Genomic DNA, 16,202 nt, shown 5'->3' with positions numbered 1-16,202 from the left:
TCCGGCTGCCCCCGCGTCAACATCGACTTGAGGCGATGTAGGCAGCGGGCGGTTTTTGTGAAAGCATGCCCCGCAACGACAATAGAACAATGGGAGGCATCATGTTGCGAATTTTGCGGTACGCTGTTTTCGGGTTGGTTTTTCTGATTGGTCTTTTCGTAGCCTCCCCTCCCGCCTCCGCCGCCTACCCCGACCGCCCGGTGCACTGGATGATCGGCTTTGCCGCCGGCGGCCCGGTCGACATCGTCGCGCGCATCATGGCGCAAGCGCTGTCGGATCGGCTCGGCCAGCAATTCATCGTCGAGAACCGCGCCGGCTCCGGCGGCAACATCGCGGCCGGTGCCGCGATCAACGCAGCCCCCGACGGCTACACGCTGCTGTTCGTCGCGCCCAACAACGCGATCTCGACCTCGCTCTACAAGAAGCTGCCGTTCGACTTCCTGCGCGACACCGTGCCGGTCGCCAGCATCATGCAGCTCACCAACATGCTGGTCGTCTCCAACGCGATGCCTGTGAAGACGGTTCAGGAGTTCATCGATTATTGCAGGGCCAATCCCGGCCAGATCTCGTTCGCCTCGTCCGGCAACGGCACCTCGGTGCACATGTCGGCGGAGCTGTTCAAGGTGATGACCAAGTGCGACATGGTGCACGTGCCCTATCGCGGCTCTGCGATCGCCTTCCCGGACATCATCTCCAACAAGGTGCAGCTGATCTTCGACAACCTTCCTTCCGCGCTCGAGCAGTCGCGCGGCGGCACTGTCCGCGCCATCGGCGTGACCTCGCCGCAGCGCTGGCCTGGTGTGCCCGACGTGCCTGCGATCGCCGAGACTGTGCCGGGCTTCGAAGCGGTCGGCTTCTACGGCATCTCCGCGCCAAAGGGCACGCCGCCCGAAGTGGTCGAGATTCTCAACAAGGCCGTCGGCGACGCGCTGAAGGACCCGAAGGTCACCGCGCGGTTGACCGAGAATGGCGGCATCCCCAAGCCGATGACGCCGGCCGAGTTCGGCAAGCTCGTCACCGACGAGACCGAGAAGTGGCGCAAGGTCGTGGCATTCGCCGGGGTCTCGGTGGACTGAGCGGACAACCTGCCACGGGCCGAGAGCCCGCGAGTGAAGCGTGGTGAGGGGACCGGCGGGTCCCCTTCCAGCAAGAACTTGCGAAAACAACCCCATGCACAGTAGAAAAGCCAGGCGATTTCAGCGGGTTACAGAGGCGAAAGCGCGCAGCACCCCAAAACACTTTGACACGTCGGGCAAAACAGTGGCATAAGCCCAAGATCGCAAAATTCGGTTATTCGGAACATGCTCGGCGATACAGCGCCTGCGCTTGCGGTTCGCCAGACCCGGCATTGCACCCCCGCCTCCGGCCCTGTAAACGAACCGCGCACCGTTGCCGGCCGCGCATTCCCGCGGCCGTCCTGCGGCGGGGCCTGTAGCTCAATGGTTAGAGCCGGCCGCTCATAACGGTCTGGTTGCAGGTTCGAGTCCTGCCGGGCCCACCAGCCTTCGCTCGCTTCGCGAGCTTCGGCTAGGCAAGCCGGTGCCACACGTCAAAAGCGAAGCGAGTGACGGCTGCCGCGCCGAAGTTCAAGAGGCGAAGGCGGGCCTGCGCTCGGCAAGCTACCCATCGACAACGAACTGGCCTCGGCCCGCAAGCGCAAGAGGAATTCGACACCCCAAGATGTTTTCGATGAAGGCCAGGAAAAGGAAATCGCCGCACTCCGGGGCCAAGCTCAGCACGCTTGACGGTTCTTCCCTCTTGCCGCCACAGGACATCCTCGGAAATGCCCTATCACCGAGATAATCGTGTCTCACTTGAGGGGTGCAGTCCAGCACTGTCACTGTAAGTTTTACTGCGGCATTCCGCAGCGGACCCTGAGCGACGATTGCGAATCGATCCCGAGCATCAGCATAAGGAGCAAGAGGATCTGGAAACGGCAGAGAAGACCGGGAGCTGCGACTTCGCCAACCGATCGGCAGAGCGGCATGGGACTGAGGCTCGCAAGCAAGCATCCTATAGGCCGGATTTCTGGCTCAGACCAAGTGGGTTGGGATCAAGAAAGATCTTTGAGATCTGCAACTAACAGCGACCCCGTAGAGGACTCCGTAATGAGCAATGCGTTGTTGGCCGCATCTAAGGCGACGTTTGTGCAGGTCGCCCCTGCGCACGACTTGATGCGGGCAATCACTTCGCCGTTCGGCGCCAAGACGAACACGTGACCGAGGGACGCGTGCGCGACAAAGAGTCGCCCATCGCGATCCAATGTGAGTCCATCTGGTCCGCTAGTCCCGAAAAACGAACTGAACCGTCCAACCTTCGCGACGCCACCGTCGCGCATAAGCGGCATACGCCAGACGCTGTTGTCACGTGTCATCGCCACAAACAGCACGCTCTCATCCAAATTGAGCACTAGCCCGTTCGGGCTCGGCCCGTTTGAAACGAGGCAGTCCAAGCGGCCTCCAGCGCAAAGGCGAAACACACGGCCAGTCGGATCGTGCAAGCCAGTCTGTCCCTGATCTGTGAAATAGATGTCGCCGTTAGCCGCGATATGAAGATCGTTGCAGCCCCTGAAGGACTCGGAATTGCGGTGGCTCAGCAGGGGGCGGATTGTGCCGCACTCCGAGTCGAGCTCCATGAGACCGTTCATGTAATCGGCGACGATTATTCGTCCATCCGGAGCGATTTTCAGCCCGTTGGGCCAGCCGTCATATTCGACTATCAGAGACCAGGCGCCGTCAGGTGAAACCCGGAAAATGCGACCGAAGGGAATATCGACAACATATACATTTCCGGATTTATCGATCGAGGGTCCCTCGAGGAAGCAATCCACGGAACGGCCACCGCGATTGGCATCCGCCCATTCCGAGGAGACGCCGGGGCGACGAAACTGCGCCGGCATTGACGAGAGAACGCGCGTTTCGATCAACCGAGGTGGCTTGTCGAGATACATCATGAACTGCCGAACTGCTTGGACATCGTGCGCTCGTTGCGATAGAGGTCTGTAGTGAATGTCTATTTCAAGCGCCGTGCGGCCTCCTCCGCGAAGTGGTTTGTGTACGTTTTCGACAGATCGATCTTGAAATTCTCAATCTCATCGCTGCAGCCGGACAGAATCGCGAGTGGGATTCTCGTGCTTTCGGGGTCCGTGAAGCCATCAGCTGAAAACAACGACCTGGATGCCTCCATGATTTGAACGTTGAGGTCATGCTGGCCGGGCAGTTTCCATGCGTCTGGCAATGAGTGGACAATCTCTGCCGCGGGCGCCTGCTGAATGAAGCGTAGAGTACGGATGAACGCGTCGACGAGTCGTTGTGTTGTCTCTGGATTGGCTTCGATAAAGGCACGTGTCGCGTAGAGACAGGCAAACGGTGAGATTTTCCCGCCTATTGCCGATTCCGCACCTTCAGGCGTGCGCGCGTCCAAGAGGACCTTCACTGCCTTCTTCTGCTGAAGAATTGTAGCAATAGGATCCCAATAAATAAGTGCATCGACATTGCCGTTCTCAAGAGCAACCATTCCTGGTGGCCCGCTGCCCACAGCCACGATCTGCGCGTCAGCGGGCTTCAGGCCGTTGCGACGCAGATAGTAGCGCACCGTCATGTCCGCACTTGAACCTGGCGCAGTTATGCCGATCCTCAGGCCCTTGAGATCGCGACCGCTGTTGACCTTTTCAGCTAGACTGGCACGAACTCCTATCGAAAAGCCTGGTCGGGTGTTGAGCTGCGCGACGCAGACGATCTCCTTCCCTTTCGTCTGCATCTGGATCGTATGATCATAGGCTCCTACGGTGACGTCGACGGACCCGCCAATGAGCGCCTGCAGCGCTTTCGTGCCTCCCGATGCAAAATTCTGGACCGTTACGGTTAGCCCTTCCTTCTTGAACTCGCCGCGCGATTCGGCCAGGCCGACGGGCATGTAATTCATTATCATCGACCCGACGGCCAGGCTTACATTTGCCTTTTCGGGCTCGGTCGCCGTGGCCGTGGACGATGCCGCTCCGAACATCATGGCAGCACCGAACAGCGCATTCAAACGAGTTGAGTTGCTCATCTGCAATTTCCTTATAAAGGGAAAGTTCTGGTCGCGTTCAGCTATCGTGCTCGTGCGCAGTTACTGGACGCCAGACAAGAAGCCTGCGCTCCAGCGCGTCGACCAGCGCGTCGAGACCGACAACGAAGACGGACAGGATCACGAGGCCAGCAAAAACGCCGGTGGCATCCATAACCCCCTCAGCTTCGGATATCCGATGACCAAGACCTGCGGAGGAGCCGAGATATTCAGCGACAACTGCACCGAGCACAGCCATTCCAACGGACACGCGCAACGACGACAGGATGAAGCTGGTCGCTGATGGCAAATAGACATGCCGCAACAAAGCCCATCGGCTGGCCTTCAGCAGCCGGGCGTTGGCTAGCACTACGGGGTTCACTTCGCGAATACCCTGATAGGTATTGAAGAACGCAATGAAGACCACGATCATCAAGCCGAGCGCTACCTTGGAGGCGAGTCCCAGGCCAAACCAGATTACGAAAATCGGAGCGAGAAGTACGCGCGGTATAGCGTTCACGACCTTGATGAAGGGCTGCAAAACGTCGGACGCGAACCTAGATAGGCCGAGCCAAATACCAAGGCTCGTGCCCAGTGCAATACCGCCCAGGAACGACAAAATCGTCTCGAGCAGCGTAGTGCCAAGATCGGACCAAAGCTCAGCGGTTATCATCCAATCGCGGACGCGGCTTATGATCTGGGTTGGCGCCGGGAAAAAGAAGGGATCGAGCCAACCGGCTCGGACGCCGATCTCCCAAAATCCGACGAAACCGCCCAGGAGCAACGCCCGCGCAAGATGCACGCGCAGGCGATAGGACAAGGTGCTCCCGTGTATTGCCCGGCTTTTCTCGGGGCGTGTCGGCTTCATCGCGGGCGTTTCGAGGAGGGGCGCGTCACTGCTGGACATAGCTCTTCTCCACTTCGCTTCCTAGCAAGTCCCAGATGCGACGGTAGAGTTGGACGAACTCGTCGGTCGTTGTGAGCTGCGATACGTCCCGCGGTCGGGGCAACGTGATCTCCACATCGCCAACCACGCGGCTACCCGGCCCTGCGGACATGACGATCACGCGGTCCGCAAGCACGATCGCTTCTTCCAAATCGTGCGTGATGAAAATCAATGAGCGACGGTCTGCTTGCCACAAATCGAGGAGAATACGATGCATCAATCGACGTGTATGGACGTCGAGCGCCGAGAATGGCTCGTCCATCAGAACGATCTTCGGTTCCATGATGAGGGTCTGGGCCATGGCAACACGTTTGCGTTGCCCCCCAGATAGCTGGTGGGGATAGCGCTTCTCGAAGCCCTTCAGACCAACCTTGGCTAGCCAGATCCGACCGCGCTCGCGCGCCTCCTCCTTGCGGCAGCCCTGGAAGATGAGACCGAGGCCGACATTGTCTTCAGCGGTTTTCCAAGGGAGGATTGCCTCCTGCTGTAGCATGTAGCCGCTGTCAGAGTTAAGGCCGACGAGCGGTTTGCCGAAGATGGCAACGTCTCCTGCAGCGACCTTTAAAAGTCCTGTCACCACGTTGAGAATCGTCGACTTGCCGCAGCCGGTCGGACCGACGACGGCGACGAATTCTGCCTCAGCTACCGTGAGGTTCATTTCGGCGACGGCGGTGAAACCGCCGAACTTCACGGCGACATTTCGCAGGTCAACCGAGGGGGCAGCTGTGCCATGCATGTGTTTCTCCCGTTGTATTTTGTTATGATTTACTCGACACCCGTGCGAGCCAATGCTGTCTGCCGCGCGGGTTCTCTTCACTGCTGTGTTTCAAGCCGATACCGGCGCCTCGGTGCCGGAGCCTGTTCCACTGAGGGGGCGCGCTTCGGCAGCAAAGGGAGCCGAGAGCACGCCCTCGGCGAATAGCTCGTCAATTTCTGAATCGGGGTAGCCGAGTTCATGCGCGATCTGTACGCAGTGCTCGCCGATTGCCGGTATATCCAGCCGGCGGCCGAACCTCTTCCCGGACATTTCGATCGGCAACGCCGGAATCGGCAAAGTAGAGCCGCTTTCCAATGTGACCGGCACCATGGCGCCTGGCTCTGCCAGATGCGGATCATCGAAGAGTTCATCCGGCCGTTTGATGGGCGCGAAAGGAAGCCCGGCGGCCTCGCAGGTCTGCGCCGCCTCGGCGCGCGTCATGGCGCCGAATACCGTCCTTAGCTTCGGTATGAAAAGTTCACGGCTGGCGACGCGCTGTGCGTTGGTCGCAAGGCTCTGCTCGTCAAGAAGTTGGGGCTGATGGAAGGCTTCGCAGAATGCACGCCATTGTGTGTCGCTGACGACACCGACAAAGATTTGCTGTTGATCGGCCGTATCGAACACATCATAGACCGCCCACGAAGAAATCCGCGCGGGCATTGGATTCGGTGTTTGGCCTGTGACAGCCTTCTGGGCCATGTGTGGCGCAACGAGCCAAGCATTGTTCTCGAAGAGCCCGCTACGGACGAACTGGCCCTTGCCCGTGTGCGCCCGCCCCATGAGGGCTGCCATAATAGCGATCACAGCGAACATACCGCCCATCATGTCATTCACGGAGGCTCCGGCCCGCAGTGGCCGACCAACAGGACCGGTCATATAGGCGAGGCCGCCCATCATTTGCACGACCTCATCGAGAGCCGCACGCCCCTCGTAAGGGCCCTTGAGAAAGCCCTTGAGAGAGCAATAGACCAGACGCGGATGCGCATCCTTGAGGCTGTTATAGTCGAGGCCAAGGGGTGTCAGCGCGCCCGAGCGAAAGTTTTCGGTAACGACATCCGCGCGTGAGATGAGCTTTTTGACGAAAGCGAGGCCCCTGGACGACTTAATGTCGATCGCAAGACTACGCTTATTGCGGTTGAAAGTGGGAAAGAAGCCCGCACCCGAACCGGGCAATCGCCGCGTATTATCACCCTTGAGAACCGGCTCGATTTTGACGACGTCAGCGCCGAGATCGCCAAGGATGAGACCGCAACTCGGCCCCATGATCATGTGAGAGAATTCAACGACGCGAATTCCCGCGAGAGGCAACGCTTCCACGCTCACGCAGCCGCTCCTAGATCCTTGGCCCAAACGAAGCCCTTGGGAACGCCGGCATCCTGAACGTGGCCATAAAGAGGCTCGCCAGGAAGCCCGGCGGCGAGAACAGCTCTCGCGGCAATCAGGCGATCGAGATCGATTCCGGTCCTAAGCCCCATGGCTTCGAGCAGGAAAACCAAATCCTCTGTGACAATGTTGCCAGAGGCGCCCGGTGCATAGGGACAACCGCCCATTCCGCCCTGCGATGCGTCGAACGTGGCCACGTCAGCGTCGAGAGCGGCCACAACGTTGGCGAGCCCCTGCCCCCGCGTGTTATGGAAATGTCCGCCGCCAGCCTTTCCGCCTAGTTCGCGGCGCAATGCTTTGAACATGCGCTTGACTTGCGCTGGGTTGGCGGCCCCCACTGTGTCCGATAGGCCGACGGAGTCGGCGCCCGCCTCCGCACACATGTTGGCCAGCTTCATCACATAATCTTCCGAAATTCGACCTTCGAGCGTGCAGCCGAAAGCCGTGGAGAGTCCAACTTCGACTGCCGGACGTCGGTCGATGGGCAGAGTGTCACGGAGTTCGCAGACACGCGCCACCTGCTGAACGGCCTCTTCCGGTGTCATTTTGATGTTGGCTTGACTGTGTTGCCGTGAGGCAGAGATCGGCATCGTCAGCTTGTGTGTGCCTGCCTCGAAAGCACGCTGGGCGCCCTTCAAATTGGGTGCGAGGGCCAGCACGGTCAGTCCAGGGATCCGGACGGCGTCACGGATCACCTCTTCCGCATCGGCCATCTGGGGGAGCAGCCTCGGATTGACGCAAGAACCGACCTCGATCTCTTGCAAGCCAGATTCCGCCAGCGCCGCCACCCATCGCTGTTTGATTGCCGTCGGCATGACGCGCTGGACATTCTGCAGCCCGTCGCGCGGCCCCACTTCGGAGACAACCACATCGATGGCCTTAGACCTGCTCTCCATGGTTTCCTCATTTGCTGGCGGGTGCAGACTTCGCAGCCAGGCCCCGCTCCGCGTGTTTCTGTTGTACAGAACGCCATTCTGTTTGATAGACATTGGCACTGCGGCCGATGCCGTGTCAAGTGGCGCGTGAAGTCCGGTCGCAGGTGCAAACGACTAAAAGGTGAACGTCATTGAAGGAAACGGCCGAAAGTGGTGAACAACGCGTGGAGTCCGTAGAGCGCGCCTTCGCAATTTTGGAGGCGTTCGCAGACGGCCGCCCCAGGATGCCGCTCGCCGAACTGGCTCAACGAACTGGCCTTTATCGCAGCACTATCCTGCGGCTTGCGGCGTCGCTCGATCGCTGTGGCTATCTGCGGCGCGACGATGACGGACAATTTCGGCTAGGCCCAAGTCTGTTGCGCTTGGGTGCGCTGTATCAGAGTGCCTTCAGCCTCGCCGACTCTGTGCGGCCTATTCTGCGAGAACTCGCTGACGAACTGGGCGAAACAGCCGCGTTCTACGTGCGTGACCGCGACAAACGCATCTGCCTCTACAGGGTGAATTCAAGTCGGATCGTACGCTCTCACGTCGAGGAAGGAGCCGAGTTGCCACTGGACCGTGGCGCAAGCGCGCGGATCCTAGTTGCTTACACGGATGGCCATGGGCCGTTCTACGAAAAAATTAGGCAAAGCGGCGTCTACATATCGCAAGGGGAACGCGATCCGGATACTGCCGCAGTTGCCGTTCCGGTATTTGGTTCTCATCAAAAGATCGTAGGCGCGCTTGGCGTCACGGGACCGAGAAATCGCTTCACAAAGGAATTTTGCAAGAAGATGATTGAAGTCCTGACACAGAAGGGCAAAATCCTCAGCCGCACCATCAGCGGCCAATAGCTTTAGTTTTCATGGTTCGCGTTTTCCCATCAGATTCCTGGCGCGGAAGCGGAAGCTGAATCTGAAGAAAGAGGCCTTCAGAACGAAGGACGAGCGCGCATGAAAGCCCCTGGTGTCGGTTGGACCATGCAGGACGCGATGTATCTCGGAGGCGACCGCATCGTGGCGCAGACCGGCGAAGCTGCGCGCAGCATGCCACCCATCGCCACGACGTTGCGCATTGGGGTCCATGTCGGGGCGGGCACGGATGCGCATCGGGTCGCATCCTATCCGTTCGTGGCGCTGCAATGGATGCTCGACGGCAAGACCGTCGGCGGACTATCGACACGCGGCCCGGACGAAACACCCAGCCGCGAAGACGCCTTGCGCCTCTACACGGTCGGAAGCGCGTGGTTCTGCTTCGACGAGACGCGGCGCGGCACGTTAGAGACCGGCAAGCTCGCCGACTTCGCGATTCTCGATCGGGATTTCATGTCCGTCCCCGTCGAGCAAATTGGCGCCACGGCGTCTCTGCTGACGGTCGTGGGCGGCAAGGTCGTCTACGCAGCAGATGTTTTCTCGTTCGCGAAATAAGAGCTGGAGGGCCACCGTGCCGCTCATAACGGCCTGTTGCTGCTTCGAGTCCTGCCGCACATATCGGAAAATCGCCCGCGCTAGATTTTTGACTAGTTTCTGCCGCACCCTGCGACTCTGAAGGCCCATTACTTTGTACGCTTGAACTCCGCGTAATGGCTCGCCTCTAGGTGGGCTTCTTTTCTGCTCAGCCTCCCAGGGTGTTCTTCTAGTCAACCTCCAACTGCGGCTGCCCAGCTGAAGTCATAGTGAGTGCTCAACAACTTCATTGCGACAACAACAACGAGAACGCAGATGATCTGCAGCAAGGTTCTGGTCGAGAACACTCTGTTGAAGAGCGTCATGATGCCGCCATCTAGCGCTGGTGACCGAGCCGGATTCCAAGCTTGAGCGCCTTTTGGCGGAGTGAGCCTTCGGAGCGCTTTGTGAGTTTCGCAATTTTTGCAACCGGAGTCTTCGCTTTCGAATGAGCGCGCAGCTCCTTCACGTCAGCCTTTGTGTATTCGCGACGCACAGGTTTCTTCTTCGTAGGCGTCTTCTTTGCCTTCTTCGCCACTTTTAGCTCCTCGATTCGAGAGTCGGCGTACTAGCACAGCTGCATTGAGGCGCAACTCTCCATCAGTTGGCTCGATATGCTGGTCCGATGCGTGTGCCTCTCTCAGCAGATGCGGCCGATAGGCATAGTTGAGAGTGCGCACAGAGACACCATCAAGAATAGTGCCGCTATCCGTCAGGCGAAGGCTAGGATCGAAATGCTGAAGGATGCCGGGTGGCACCTATTCATCTGACAGCGTGGTCTTACCCTTGGGCAGCGGGTTGAACGGCCCATGCTGCAGCAGAAAATCCCGCCAGAATCGGATGACAACCTCGAACAGCATAGATACTTCCATGTTCTTGGGATCGGTCTGGCTTACTTCGATTGCGAGGTAGGACATGCCGTAGGACCCCTGCCCGAACCCTCCCATTCCGTAGCCTTGCACCTTCTGAGTACCGTTAGCGTTCTCGCGGATGAAGTGCTTGCTGCCGTTGGATATCGACTGGACCAGGCCGTACCAGACCGTCTGCCCGTCTATCCAAGCCATAAAGTCGTCTTTCTTCTTGATGCCTAGCTTGGCCTTCAGCGACGCATCGCCCTTCACGAAATCGCCCCACACCCAGTCTGCCATGTGATGCGCGGTGATGGCGCAGTTCATGGCGTGCCGGGCTGAGTCCGGCCGCGGCATGTAGTCGTCGAAATCGTCAAGTAGCTTCTGGTAGAAATCGCGGGCGTTGTTGATATCGAACACGTGCGCACCATCCCCCCGAACTCCGGAAGCACCATTATATTCCGGGCCCTCTACCTGTCCCAATGGACGAGGAATGCCAGGATTCAGCTGGCTGGAGGGCGTAGCCTGCGATCCACGTCAACGCTCCCTAACGAAAGCAGCAAGTGACAAGCGGATGCGATCTACTTCCGCATCAGGAGGCGAATTAAATCCGTGGCGCCTATACCCATGCCGCCGAATTCTGGCAAGAGCGCCGTGCTGATGATGCGGTGCTGGGAGCACGGTCGTGTCATCAAAATGAGTGCCTGAGGAAATGCGCGTTCAAAGTGGTGTTGCCCCTTAAATCGCACGTCGATTAGTTCGACACGTTGGTGTCAAGGAGCGCCAAAAGTGAGCGCACCACTACTAGTCGCCGACGTCCGATCGTTGTCGTGACGATACGCCCAGTTCCTATCAACTCGTAAAGTTTCGTGCGTCCCAAGCCAGTCACTTCGCATGCATCGTCAATCGTGCAGGTGAGCCGCTGGGCGAATGGCATCGTGCTCGGTTCTGTGGCATTCGGAGCGGACAGACTGACTTGTGACTGTTGTCCGCCAGTTTTCTCTCGTCGATTGTATCTCACGTGGCCCTCCTATTCGCACAAAGCTCGACAGGACAAGACTTTGTGCGATGAGCAACGTCAATGCGAACAGCCGAGGGCGCACGCGTATGACAGCGCACGTCAGCGGCGGTTTGAGTATTTCGGGACACCCAGGGCAGCGAGGACCTTTTTCGCGAAAGCGCCTGGCTCAGTGAGGCATCGCGACGAGGCTAATCTGCTAATGTCGGCAGCAAATTCCTCAAGCGTTCGCCGCTGTTCACCAGCGTCTCAATAGCTTAGCTGGTTTTCATTTCACAGCACGTCGGCCTCCGCACCAGAAAATGCCTCCCTTCGTTGCTCCCAATCGCACCCCGGCGGTTTGCAAAGTACTTATCCATCTTCGAGTTGGCTAGGATTGCTCCGGGCAAGCGTAGATTGGGCGGCATTTTCGCAAGAGAAGTCGCGGACCTTCCTTAGTGCACTACCAACACCGGCACGCTTCCGTTCGCCAACACCTCAGATGTTTGGCTCCCCAAAAACAGCTTCCTGAGACCGCGGCGCCCATGAGAGGACATGACGATTAAGTCGCAGCCTCTGGACTTTGCTGTCTCGACAATCGCAGTAGCCGCGTGCGCATTCGGAACGTGCAAGAGCACTGCAGTAATCCCGATCTGCTCCGCCATAGACAGCGCCTCTTTAAGCACTTTGCCCGCGCGTCCTTTGTGAGATGCGTCGTACCTATCCATCTCTTCCTGCGAGGGTATGTACCCCGACGCGTGTCCGCTTCCATAGTCGATGAACATCTGCTCCGTTACGGTGATGATTGTTGCTTTGGCGTTCAGCGCTTTGGCTAAGGCGAGCCCGTGCTCAACGCCTTTTTTCGCGACATCCGATCCATCCGTACTCAAGAGAATGTTGGCGTACATTCGGTGCCTCCCTTGCTTGTCGAACATTTTTCCCAAAAAGTGATCTTCACCAATATGGTCCGATCCACATCCTCGGTCTATCCGCTTTCATTTCAAGCCCGAGGTCACGATCACGGCCTTGGGCGGACCGATACTCCCGTGACGAGGGAAGCGCGCGGCCAGGACGTGTGGCGCAAAGACCGGGAGCGGCGAATACTGCATCGATATCGCGTTTGGATCGCTGGCGTGCCTGGCATCGCCCTCGTGACTGTATGGCAAAGTCTCATGGAGATAGTGCAATCTCGCACACGGCACGTGCAAATCGTGATCAGTTATGTTCGACTATCCGACCGTGCCGCAGATTCTGCGTTACGCGGCGACGCCGACCGTCTTTCAAGCACTACGGCTTACGCGAATGGAAGAGAGACCACTTTCGTCAGATGGGATTGCGATGTTGCAAGCCCCTGAACACAGAGAGAACGTGTCTTGAGGCAACATCTCGCCAGGGGAGCTCCATCCGTTCGGACCGATTTCCAGAAGCGTCCCGCAATTGGCTCCGAACAAGGCGACGAGCAGAGATATTGGACGATTACTACCGATTACCTCTTTGCCGTGCGCGTATTGCGCGGAAGAACATTCCTGTACGAGACCATAAACCCGGCTCTGAGAGCTGTCCTTGGCATTCCGTCGGACGTCGTCAGCGGGACGCCCGTCTCCGACTGTCTCGGCGCGGAAGATGCTCGACCCATCTGTAAAGCCTTTCGTACCTGCCTCGGCGAGGGCCGTCAGGTTTATGTCAGACATCGCCTCGCGTTTGGCGGATCCCTGCGCGATTTTGAGACGGTCGCTACTCCGGTTTTCGATCCAGATGCGGGCAGCGTCACCAAGTTGCTTGGAAGCCATCGAGACGTAAGCAGCTACTCATCCGGAAGCCTCACTGAATCGAGGCCTGACATCGATGGACGCGTCAACACAAGGCTGGTCCATATTCAGGAGGATATTCAACAGCGCATAGCATCCGATCTCCACGATTCGACGTGTCAGTACCTGATCGCTGCCAGTCTCAGCATGATGAGGGTCCGGACTGCCTTAGGCGACCCAGCCATGGTAGAGCGGCTTTTCGACGACATCGACACATCCATCGATTTCGCGCTCAAGGAAATAAGGGCCTTTGCCTACCTGTTGCATCCCCGCAATCTGACGGTCGATGGATTGAAGGTTTCTATCGAGCAATATGCCAGGGGATTCAGTGCTCGAACCGCGCTGAAAGTCAGAACCAAAATCTCACCTGAGATCGACAGACTACCTTACAAGGGCCAGCACTCGTTGTTGCGGATCGTTCAGGAGGCTCTCACCAACGTCTTCCGTCATGCAAGAGCGACGGAGGTCGAGATATCGGGTAAGATAGCAGACAACCATTTTGAGTTGCGGATCAGCGACAATGGGTGCGGAATCGCCGGCCGGGCGCCAGACGGCACCTCCGCATCGCTCGGCGTCGGAATTCCCGCGATGAGAGCGAGACTTCAGCAGATGGGCGGGCGGCTTGAGATATGGTCTGCACCGGGACGGCGACTTCCTGGTACCACGTTGTGTGCGATTGTCCCGTACCATTACAAACGACGAAAACTCAACCAGCCAACTGTCGCGACAGCCATCGGAGCTCGGCCAAGAACTGAAATAAAGGTCCGGTCGCCGAACATGCAGAGCGGGGCAATTCGCTCGGCGCCAGACTAGGCAGACTGTGCGCGTAATGAGCTCGAGTTCAGACCATGAAGCAGATTCTTATCGCTGACGATCATACGGCTGTCCGATCCGGGCTACGAGCGGTCCTGGAACAACATGCCGACTGGCAAGTCGTTGCTGAAGCGAGTGACGGGCGCAACGCGCTGGCTGCAGTGATCAAGATCGAGCCTCATCTCGCCATCGTCGACTTCTCTCTCCCCGGCATGACCGGAATAGAAGTTGCGCGGCGGATCAGGGAGGCGTCGCTTCAGACTGAAGTTCTCATTTTCACGGCTTACAACTCCAATTTGCTCGCACGGCAAGCCTTTGAAGCGGGTGCCCGGGCATTCCTGGCTAAATCGGATGCGAACAAGTTGCTGTTGACCGCCGTTGCCTCGCTCTTGGCACACAAGCCGTTCTTCAATGGCACACTTTCGAGCAAATGGAACGATGGCCCGGCCGAAGAAGAATTTCAGATACTCTCGCCGCGAGAACAGCTCGTGGTCAAGTTGGTGGCGGAGGGTTACGGCAACAAGGGCATCAGCTCCATCCTGAACGTCAGCGTGAAAACGACCGAAACGCATCGGGCAGCGGCTATGCGTAAGCTGAATGTAAATTCGGTTGCAGGTCTCGTTCGATACGCGATCCGGGCTCAACTGATCGACGCTTGATCGCTCGGTCGGCATAAGTCGAACGAGCCCATGTGAGGTACGGCATTGTGATGCCGTACCTCACATCGGGACTCTTCATGTTCAGGTGATCAGCCCTCCAAGGGAGGAAGTCGCAGCGAGCTTGCCGTAATAGGCCGCGATGGGCGGATACCCTCGGCCGGGCAACGCAGGTTCAACCGGGTTGCGCCGTCTGCAGGCGTCATGTTCCCAGCCGGGTAGCTGATGGTTCAGCGACGCGTCGAGGGAATGCCATCTTCGCGTTGCTTAGCGTTGAAAGATTCCCGCAAGTTATTGGCGCAACTGGCCTTCTCGGCGATCAGGCGGGCGCCCGATTGGACCAAAACAGGCTGGGAACAATCGTGATCGCGATGGCAATTGAAGTGCGCAAGGTAGCACGATAAGGTAGCAAATGGGTGTTTGGACAATCTGGCTGATCTAGTGGCTGTTGGCGATCAGTAGGCGGCACCGTTGCATGCACAGGTCCCTGGATATCGATTTCAGAGTCATTGAGGATCAGCTTCGCGGGCGTAACTTTGTCCGTAGCAGCGAGATGCTGGGCCCGACCGAAAATCTCTTCAAGACCAAAGAGCATGGATATCGCCGCGTTGACGACGCCACATTCCTCCACGTGATGCACTTTGAGGCGGGCACAACCTATAGCCTCAGGATAACGCGGCCGGACTACGTTTGCATTCAGATTTCAGTTGGCGGAACGTATAATCGCTGGATCGATGATCATGTCGCCCCAGTGAAACCGGCAACGATCGATATCACCAATGCACCCTTGTCATTCTCGGATACGACGGCAGGAGCAAAGCTGCGTGGCGTTCTGATTGCGTGTAAGCGCGAATATCTCATCGATCATTTCAAGCTGAATGTCGATCGCGTCCCGGCTGTCTATCGACCGATATTCAATTCCGGAGCCGGGAGTCCGTCAGCCCTCACGCTGCCGGCAAATCCCGACGTCATGGTAGCGGCGGACCAAATATTATCCTGGAAACACCATGAGCCATTGAGACATCTCTATTTGAATGCAAAAGCGATCGAAATCATTTGCGAGGTCGTAGCGCAGATCAATGGTTGGGTCCCGCAAATGCGTCGCCCGCCTGCCAGCCAGAGCAAAAGAGTGGCGATCGAAGCGGCAGCGACGATTTATCGAAGGGAAATATTCAATGCTCCCACGATCGAGCAACTCGCGATGCGCGTCGGCCTGAATCGAAATGACCTCACAGAAGGATTTCGCGAGGTATTTGGCGCGACACCCCACGTCTATGGTCATTTGCTTCGCATGGAGGAAGCGCGTCTGATGCTACAAGACGGACAATTGTCGATCAGCGAAGTCGCACGACGGATCGGCTATGAAGGCTATTCCAGTTTCTCGAGGGCTTATAGTTCCCATTTCGGACATTCTCCATCCGTTGAGAAGCACCCTGCTCAACCCAGTGCTGGCTCGGATCTTCTACATCCGACACCACCGGTCCAAACCGAACAAAGATAGTCATGACGTCGGCAGCACGGTCGAGGTGCGCGCGAGAGCCCGACGTCTCGCCATTCCCGATTACGATGCAGTGAATGCCGCCACCTG

At 58.1% G+C, this 16,202-nt stretch carries 16 protein-coding genes and 1 tRNA gene; 7 read left to right on the top strand and 10 right to left on the bottom strand.

Features of this window, described 5'->3' with window-relative positions:
• Positions 1 to 101: 101 nt before the first annotated feature.
• Together ABIC09_RS26815 and ABIC09_RS26810 are read left to right on the top strand one after the other, a co-directional pair.
• A complete protein-coding gene (locus ABIC09_RS26815) occupies positions 102 to 1,076 on the top strand; it encodes a Bug family tripartite tricarboxylate transporter substrate binding protein (protein WP_187435340.1) in 975 nt (324 codons plus the stop codon).
• A 349-nt stretch (positions 1,077 to 1,425) separates the two neighbouring features.
• Positions 1,426 to 1,501 (top strand) — tRNA-Ile (locus ABIC09_RS26810).
• 552 nt (positions 1,502 to 2,053) lie between these two features.
• Here ABIC09_RS26810 and ABIC09_RS26805 read toward each other — a convergent pair.
• The 6 genes from ABIC09_RS26805 to ABIC09_RS26780 form a co-directional block, all read right to left on the bottom strand.
• Positions 2,054 to 2,953 carry an SMP-30/gluconolactonase/LRE family protein gene (locus ABIC09_RS26805; protein ID WP_354084955.1) on the bottom strand — a complete coding sequence of 300 codons (900 nt, stop codon included), beginning with the start codon at positions 2,951 to 2,953 and terminating at the stop codon, positions 2,054 to 2,056.
• A 59-nt stretch (positions 2,954 to 3,012) separates the two neighbouring features.
• On the bottom strand, positions 3,013 to 4,050 hold the full coding sequence (locus tag ABIC09_RS26800) for an ABC transporter substrate-binding protein (RefSeq protein ID WP_354111124.1): 1,038 nt from the start codon (positions 4,048 to 4,050) through the stop codon (positions 3,013 to 3,015).
• A gap of 37 nt (positions 4,051 to 4,087) precedes the next feature.
• Positions 4,088 to 4,915, bottom strand: a complete 828-nt coding sequence (locus ABIC09_RS26795; protein ID WP_354111200.1) for an ABC transporter permease — start codon at positions 4,913 to 4,915, stop codon at positions 4,088 to 4,090.
• Between the two features lie 25 nt (positions 4,916 to 4,940).
• Positions 4,941 to 5,729 (bottom strand): ABC transporter ATP-binding protein, encoded by a 789-nt coding sequence (locus tag ABIC09_RS26790; protein WP_354111123.1) that lies wholly within the window; start codon positions 5,727 to 5,729, stop codon positions 4,941 to 4,943.
• 90 nt (positions 5,730 to 5,819) lie between these two features.
• Positions 5,820 to 7,073 (bottom strand): CaiB/BaiF CoA transferase family protein, encoded by a 1,254-nt coding sequence (locus ABIC09_RS26785; protein WP_354111122.1) that lies wholly within the window; start codon positions 7,071 to 7,073, stop codon positions 5,820 to 5,822.
• Complete coding sequence (locus ABIC09_RS26780; RefSeq protein ID WP_354111121.1) at positions 7,070 to 8,122, bottom strand: hydroxymethylglutaryl-CoA lyase; 1,053 nt, start codon at positions 8,120 to 8,122, stop codon at positions 7,070 to 7,072. Before ABIC09_RS26780 ends, ABIC09_RS26785 begins: the two co-directional genes overlap by 4 nt.
• 77 nt (positions 8,123 to 8,199) lie before the next feature.
• On the opposite strand from ABIC09_RS26780, the gene ABIC09_RS26775 reads away from it, so the two are divergent.
• A complete protein-coding gene (locus ABIC09_RS26775) occupies positions 8,200 to 8,901 on the top strand; it encodes an IclR family transcriptional regulator (RefSeq protein ID WP_354111120.1) in 702 nt (233 codons plus the stop codon).
• A gap of 33 nt (positions 8,902 to 8,934) precedes the next feature.
• Entirely contained in the window at positions 8,935 to 9,474 is a 540-nt protein-coding gene (locus tag ABIC09_RS26770) for an amidohydrolase family protein (protein ID WP_354111199.1), read from the top strand.
• Between the two features lie 355 nt (positions 9,475 to 9,829).
• Here the strand turns inward: ABIC09_RS26770 and ABIC09_RS26765 are convergent, their stop codons facing one another.
• From ABIC09_RS26765 to ABIC09_RS26750, 4 genes are all read right to left on the bottom strand, one after another.
• Complete coding sequence (locus ABIC09_RS26765) at positions 9,830 to 10,030, bottom strand: hypothetical protein (protein ID WP_354111119.1); 201 nt, start codon at positions 10,028 to 10,030, stop codon at positions 9,830 to 9,832.
• Between the two features lie 220 nt (positions 10,031 to 10,250).
• A complete protein-coding gene (locus ABIC09_RS26760) occupies positions 10,251 to 10,760 on the bottom strand; it encodes a hypothetical protein (RefSeq protein WP_354111118.1) in 510 nt (169 codons plus the stop codon).
• Positions 10,761 to 11,094: 334 nt separating this feature from the next.
• Positions 11,095 to 11,277 (bottom strand): helix-turn-helix domain-containing protein, encoded by a 183-nt coding sequence (locus ABIC09_RS26755; RefSeq protein WP_354111117.1) that lies wholly within the window; start codon positions 11,275 to 11,277, stop codon positions 11,095 to 11,097.
• A gap of 515 nt (positions 11,278 to 11,792) precedes the next feature.
• Positions 11,793 to 12,245 (bottom strand): universal stress protein, encoded by a 453-nt coding sequence (locus ABIC09_RS26750; protein ID WP_354111116.1) that lies wholly within the window; start codon positions 12,243 to 12,245, stop codon positions 11,793 to 11,795.
• Between the two features lie 465 nt (positions 12,246 to 12,710).
• Between ABIC09_RS26750 and ABIC09_RS26745 the strand changes: the two genes are divergently transcribed.
• The 3 genes from ABIC09_RS26745 (at position 12,711) to ABIC09_RS26735 (ending at position 16,115) form a co-directional block, all read left to right on the top strand.
• Entirely contained in the window at positions 12,711 to 13,958 is a 1,248-nt protein-coding gene (locus ABIC09_RS26745) for a sensor histidine kinase (RefSeq protein ID WP_354111115.1), read from the top strand.
• 35 nt (positions 13,959 to 13,993) lie between these two features.
• The gene (locus ABIC09_RS26740) at positions 13,994 to 14,617 is read left to right on the top strand and encodes a response regulator (RefSeq protein WP_354084958.1); all 624 of its coding nucleotides are present in this window, start codon (positions 13,994 to 13,996) and stop codon (positions 14,615 to 14,617) included.
• 472 nt (positions 14,618 to 15,089) lie between these two features.
• Positions 15,090 to 16,115 carry a helix-turn-helix domain-containing protein gene (locus tag ABIC09_RS26735; RefSeq protein WP_354111114.1) on the top strand — a complete coding sequence of 342 codons (1,026 nt, stop codon included), beginning with the start codon at positions 15,090 to 15,092 and terminating at the stop codon, positions 16,113 to 16,115.
• The last annotated feature ends 87 nt before the right edge of the window (positions 16,116 to 16,202 follow it).

The organism is Bradyrhizobium sp. S3.12.5 (genome assembly GCF_040548225.1).
Lineage (GTDB): Bacteria > Pseudomonadota > Alphaproteobacteria > Rhizobiales > Xanthobacteraceae > Bradyrhizobium > Bradyrhizobium cytisi.
Note: the sequence above shows the minus strand (reverse complement) of the source record. Positions and strands in the feature narration are given on the sequence as shown.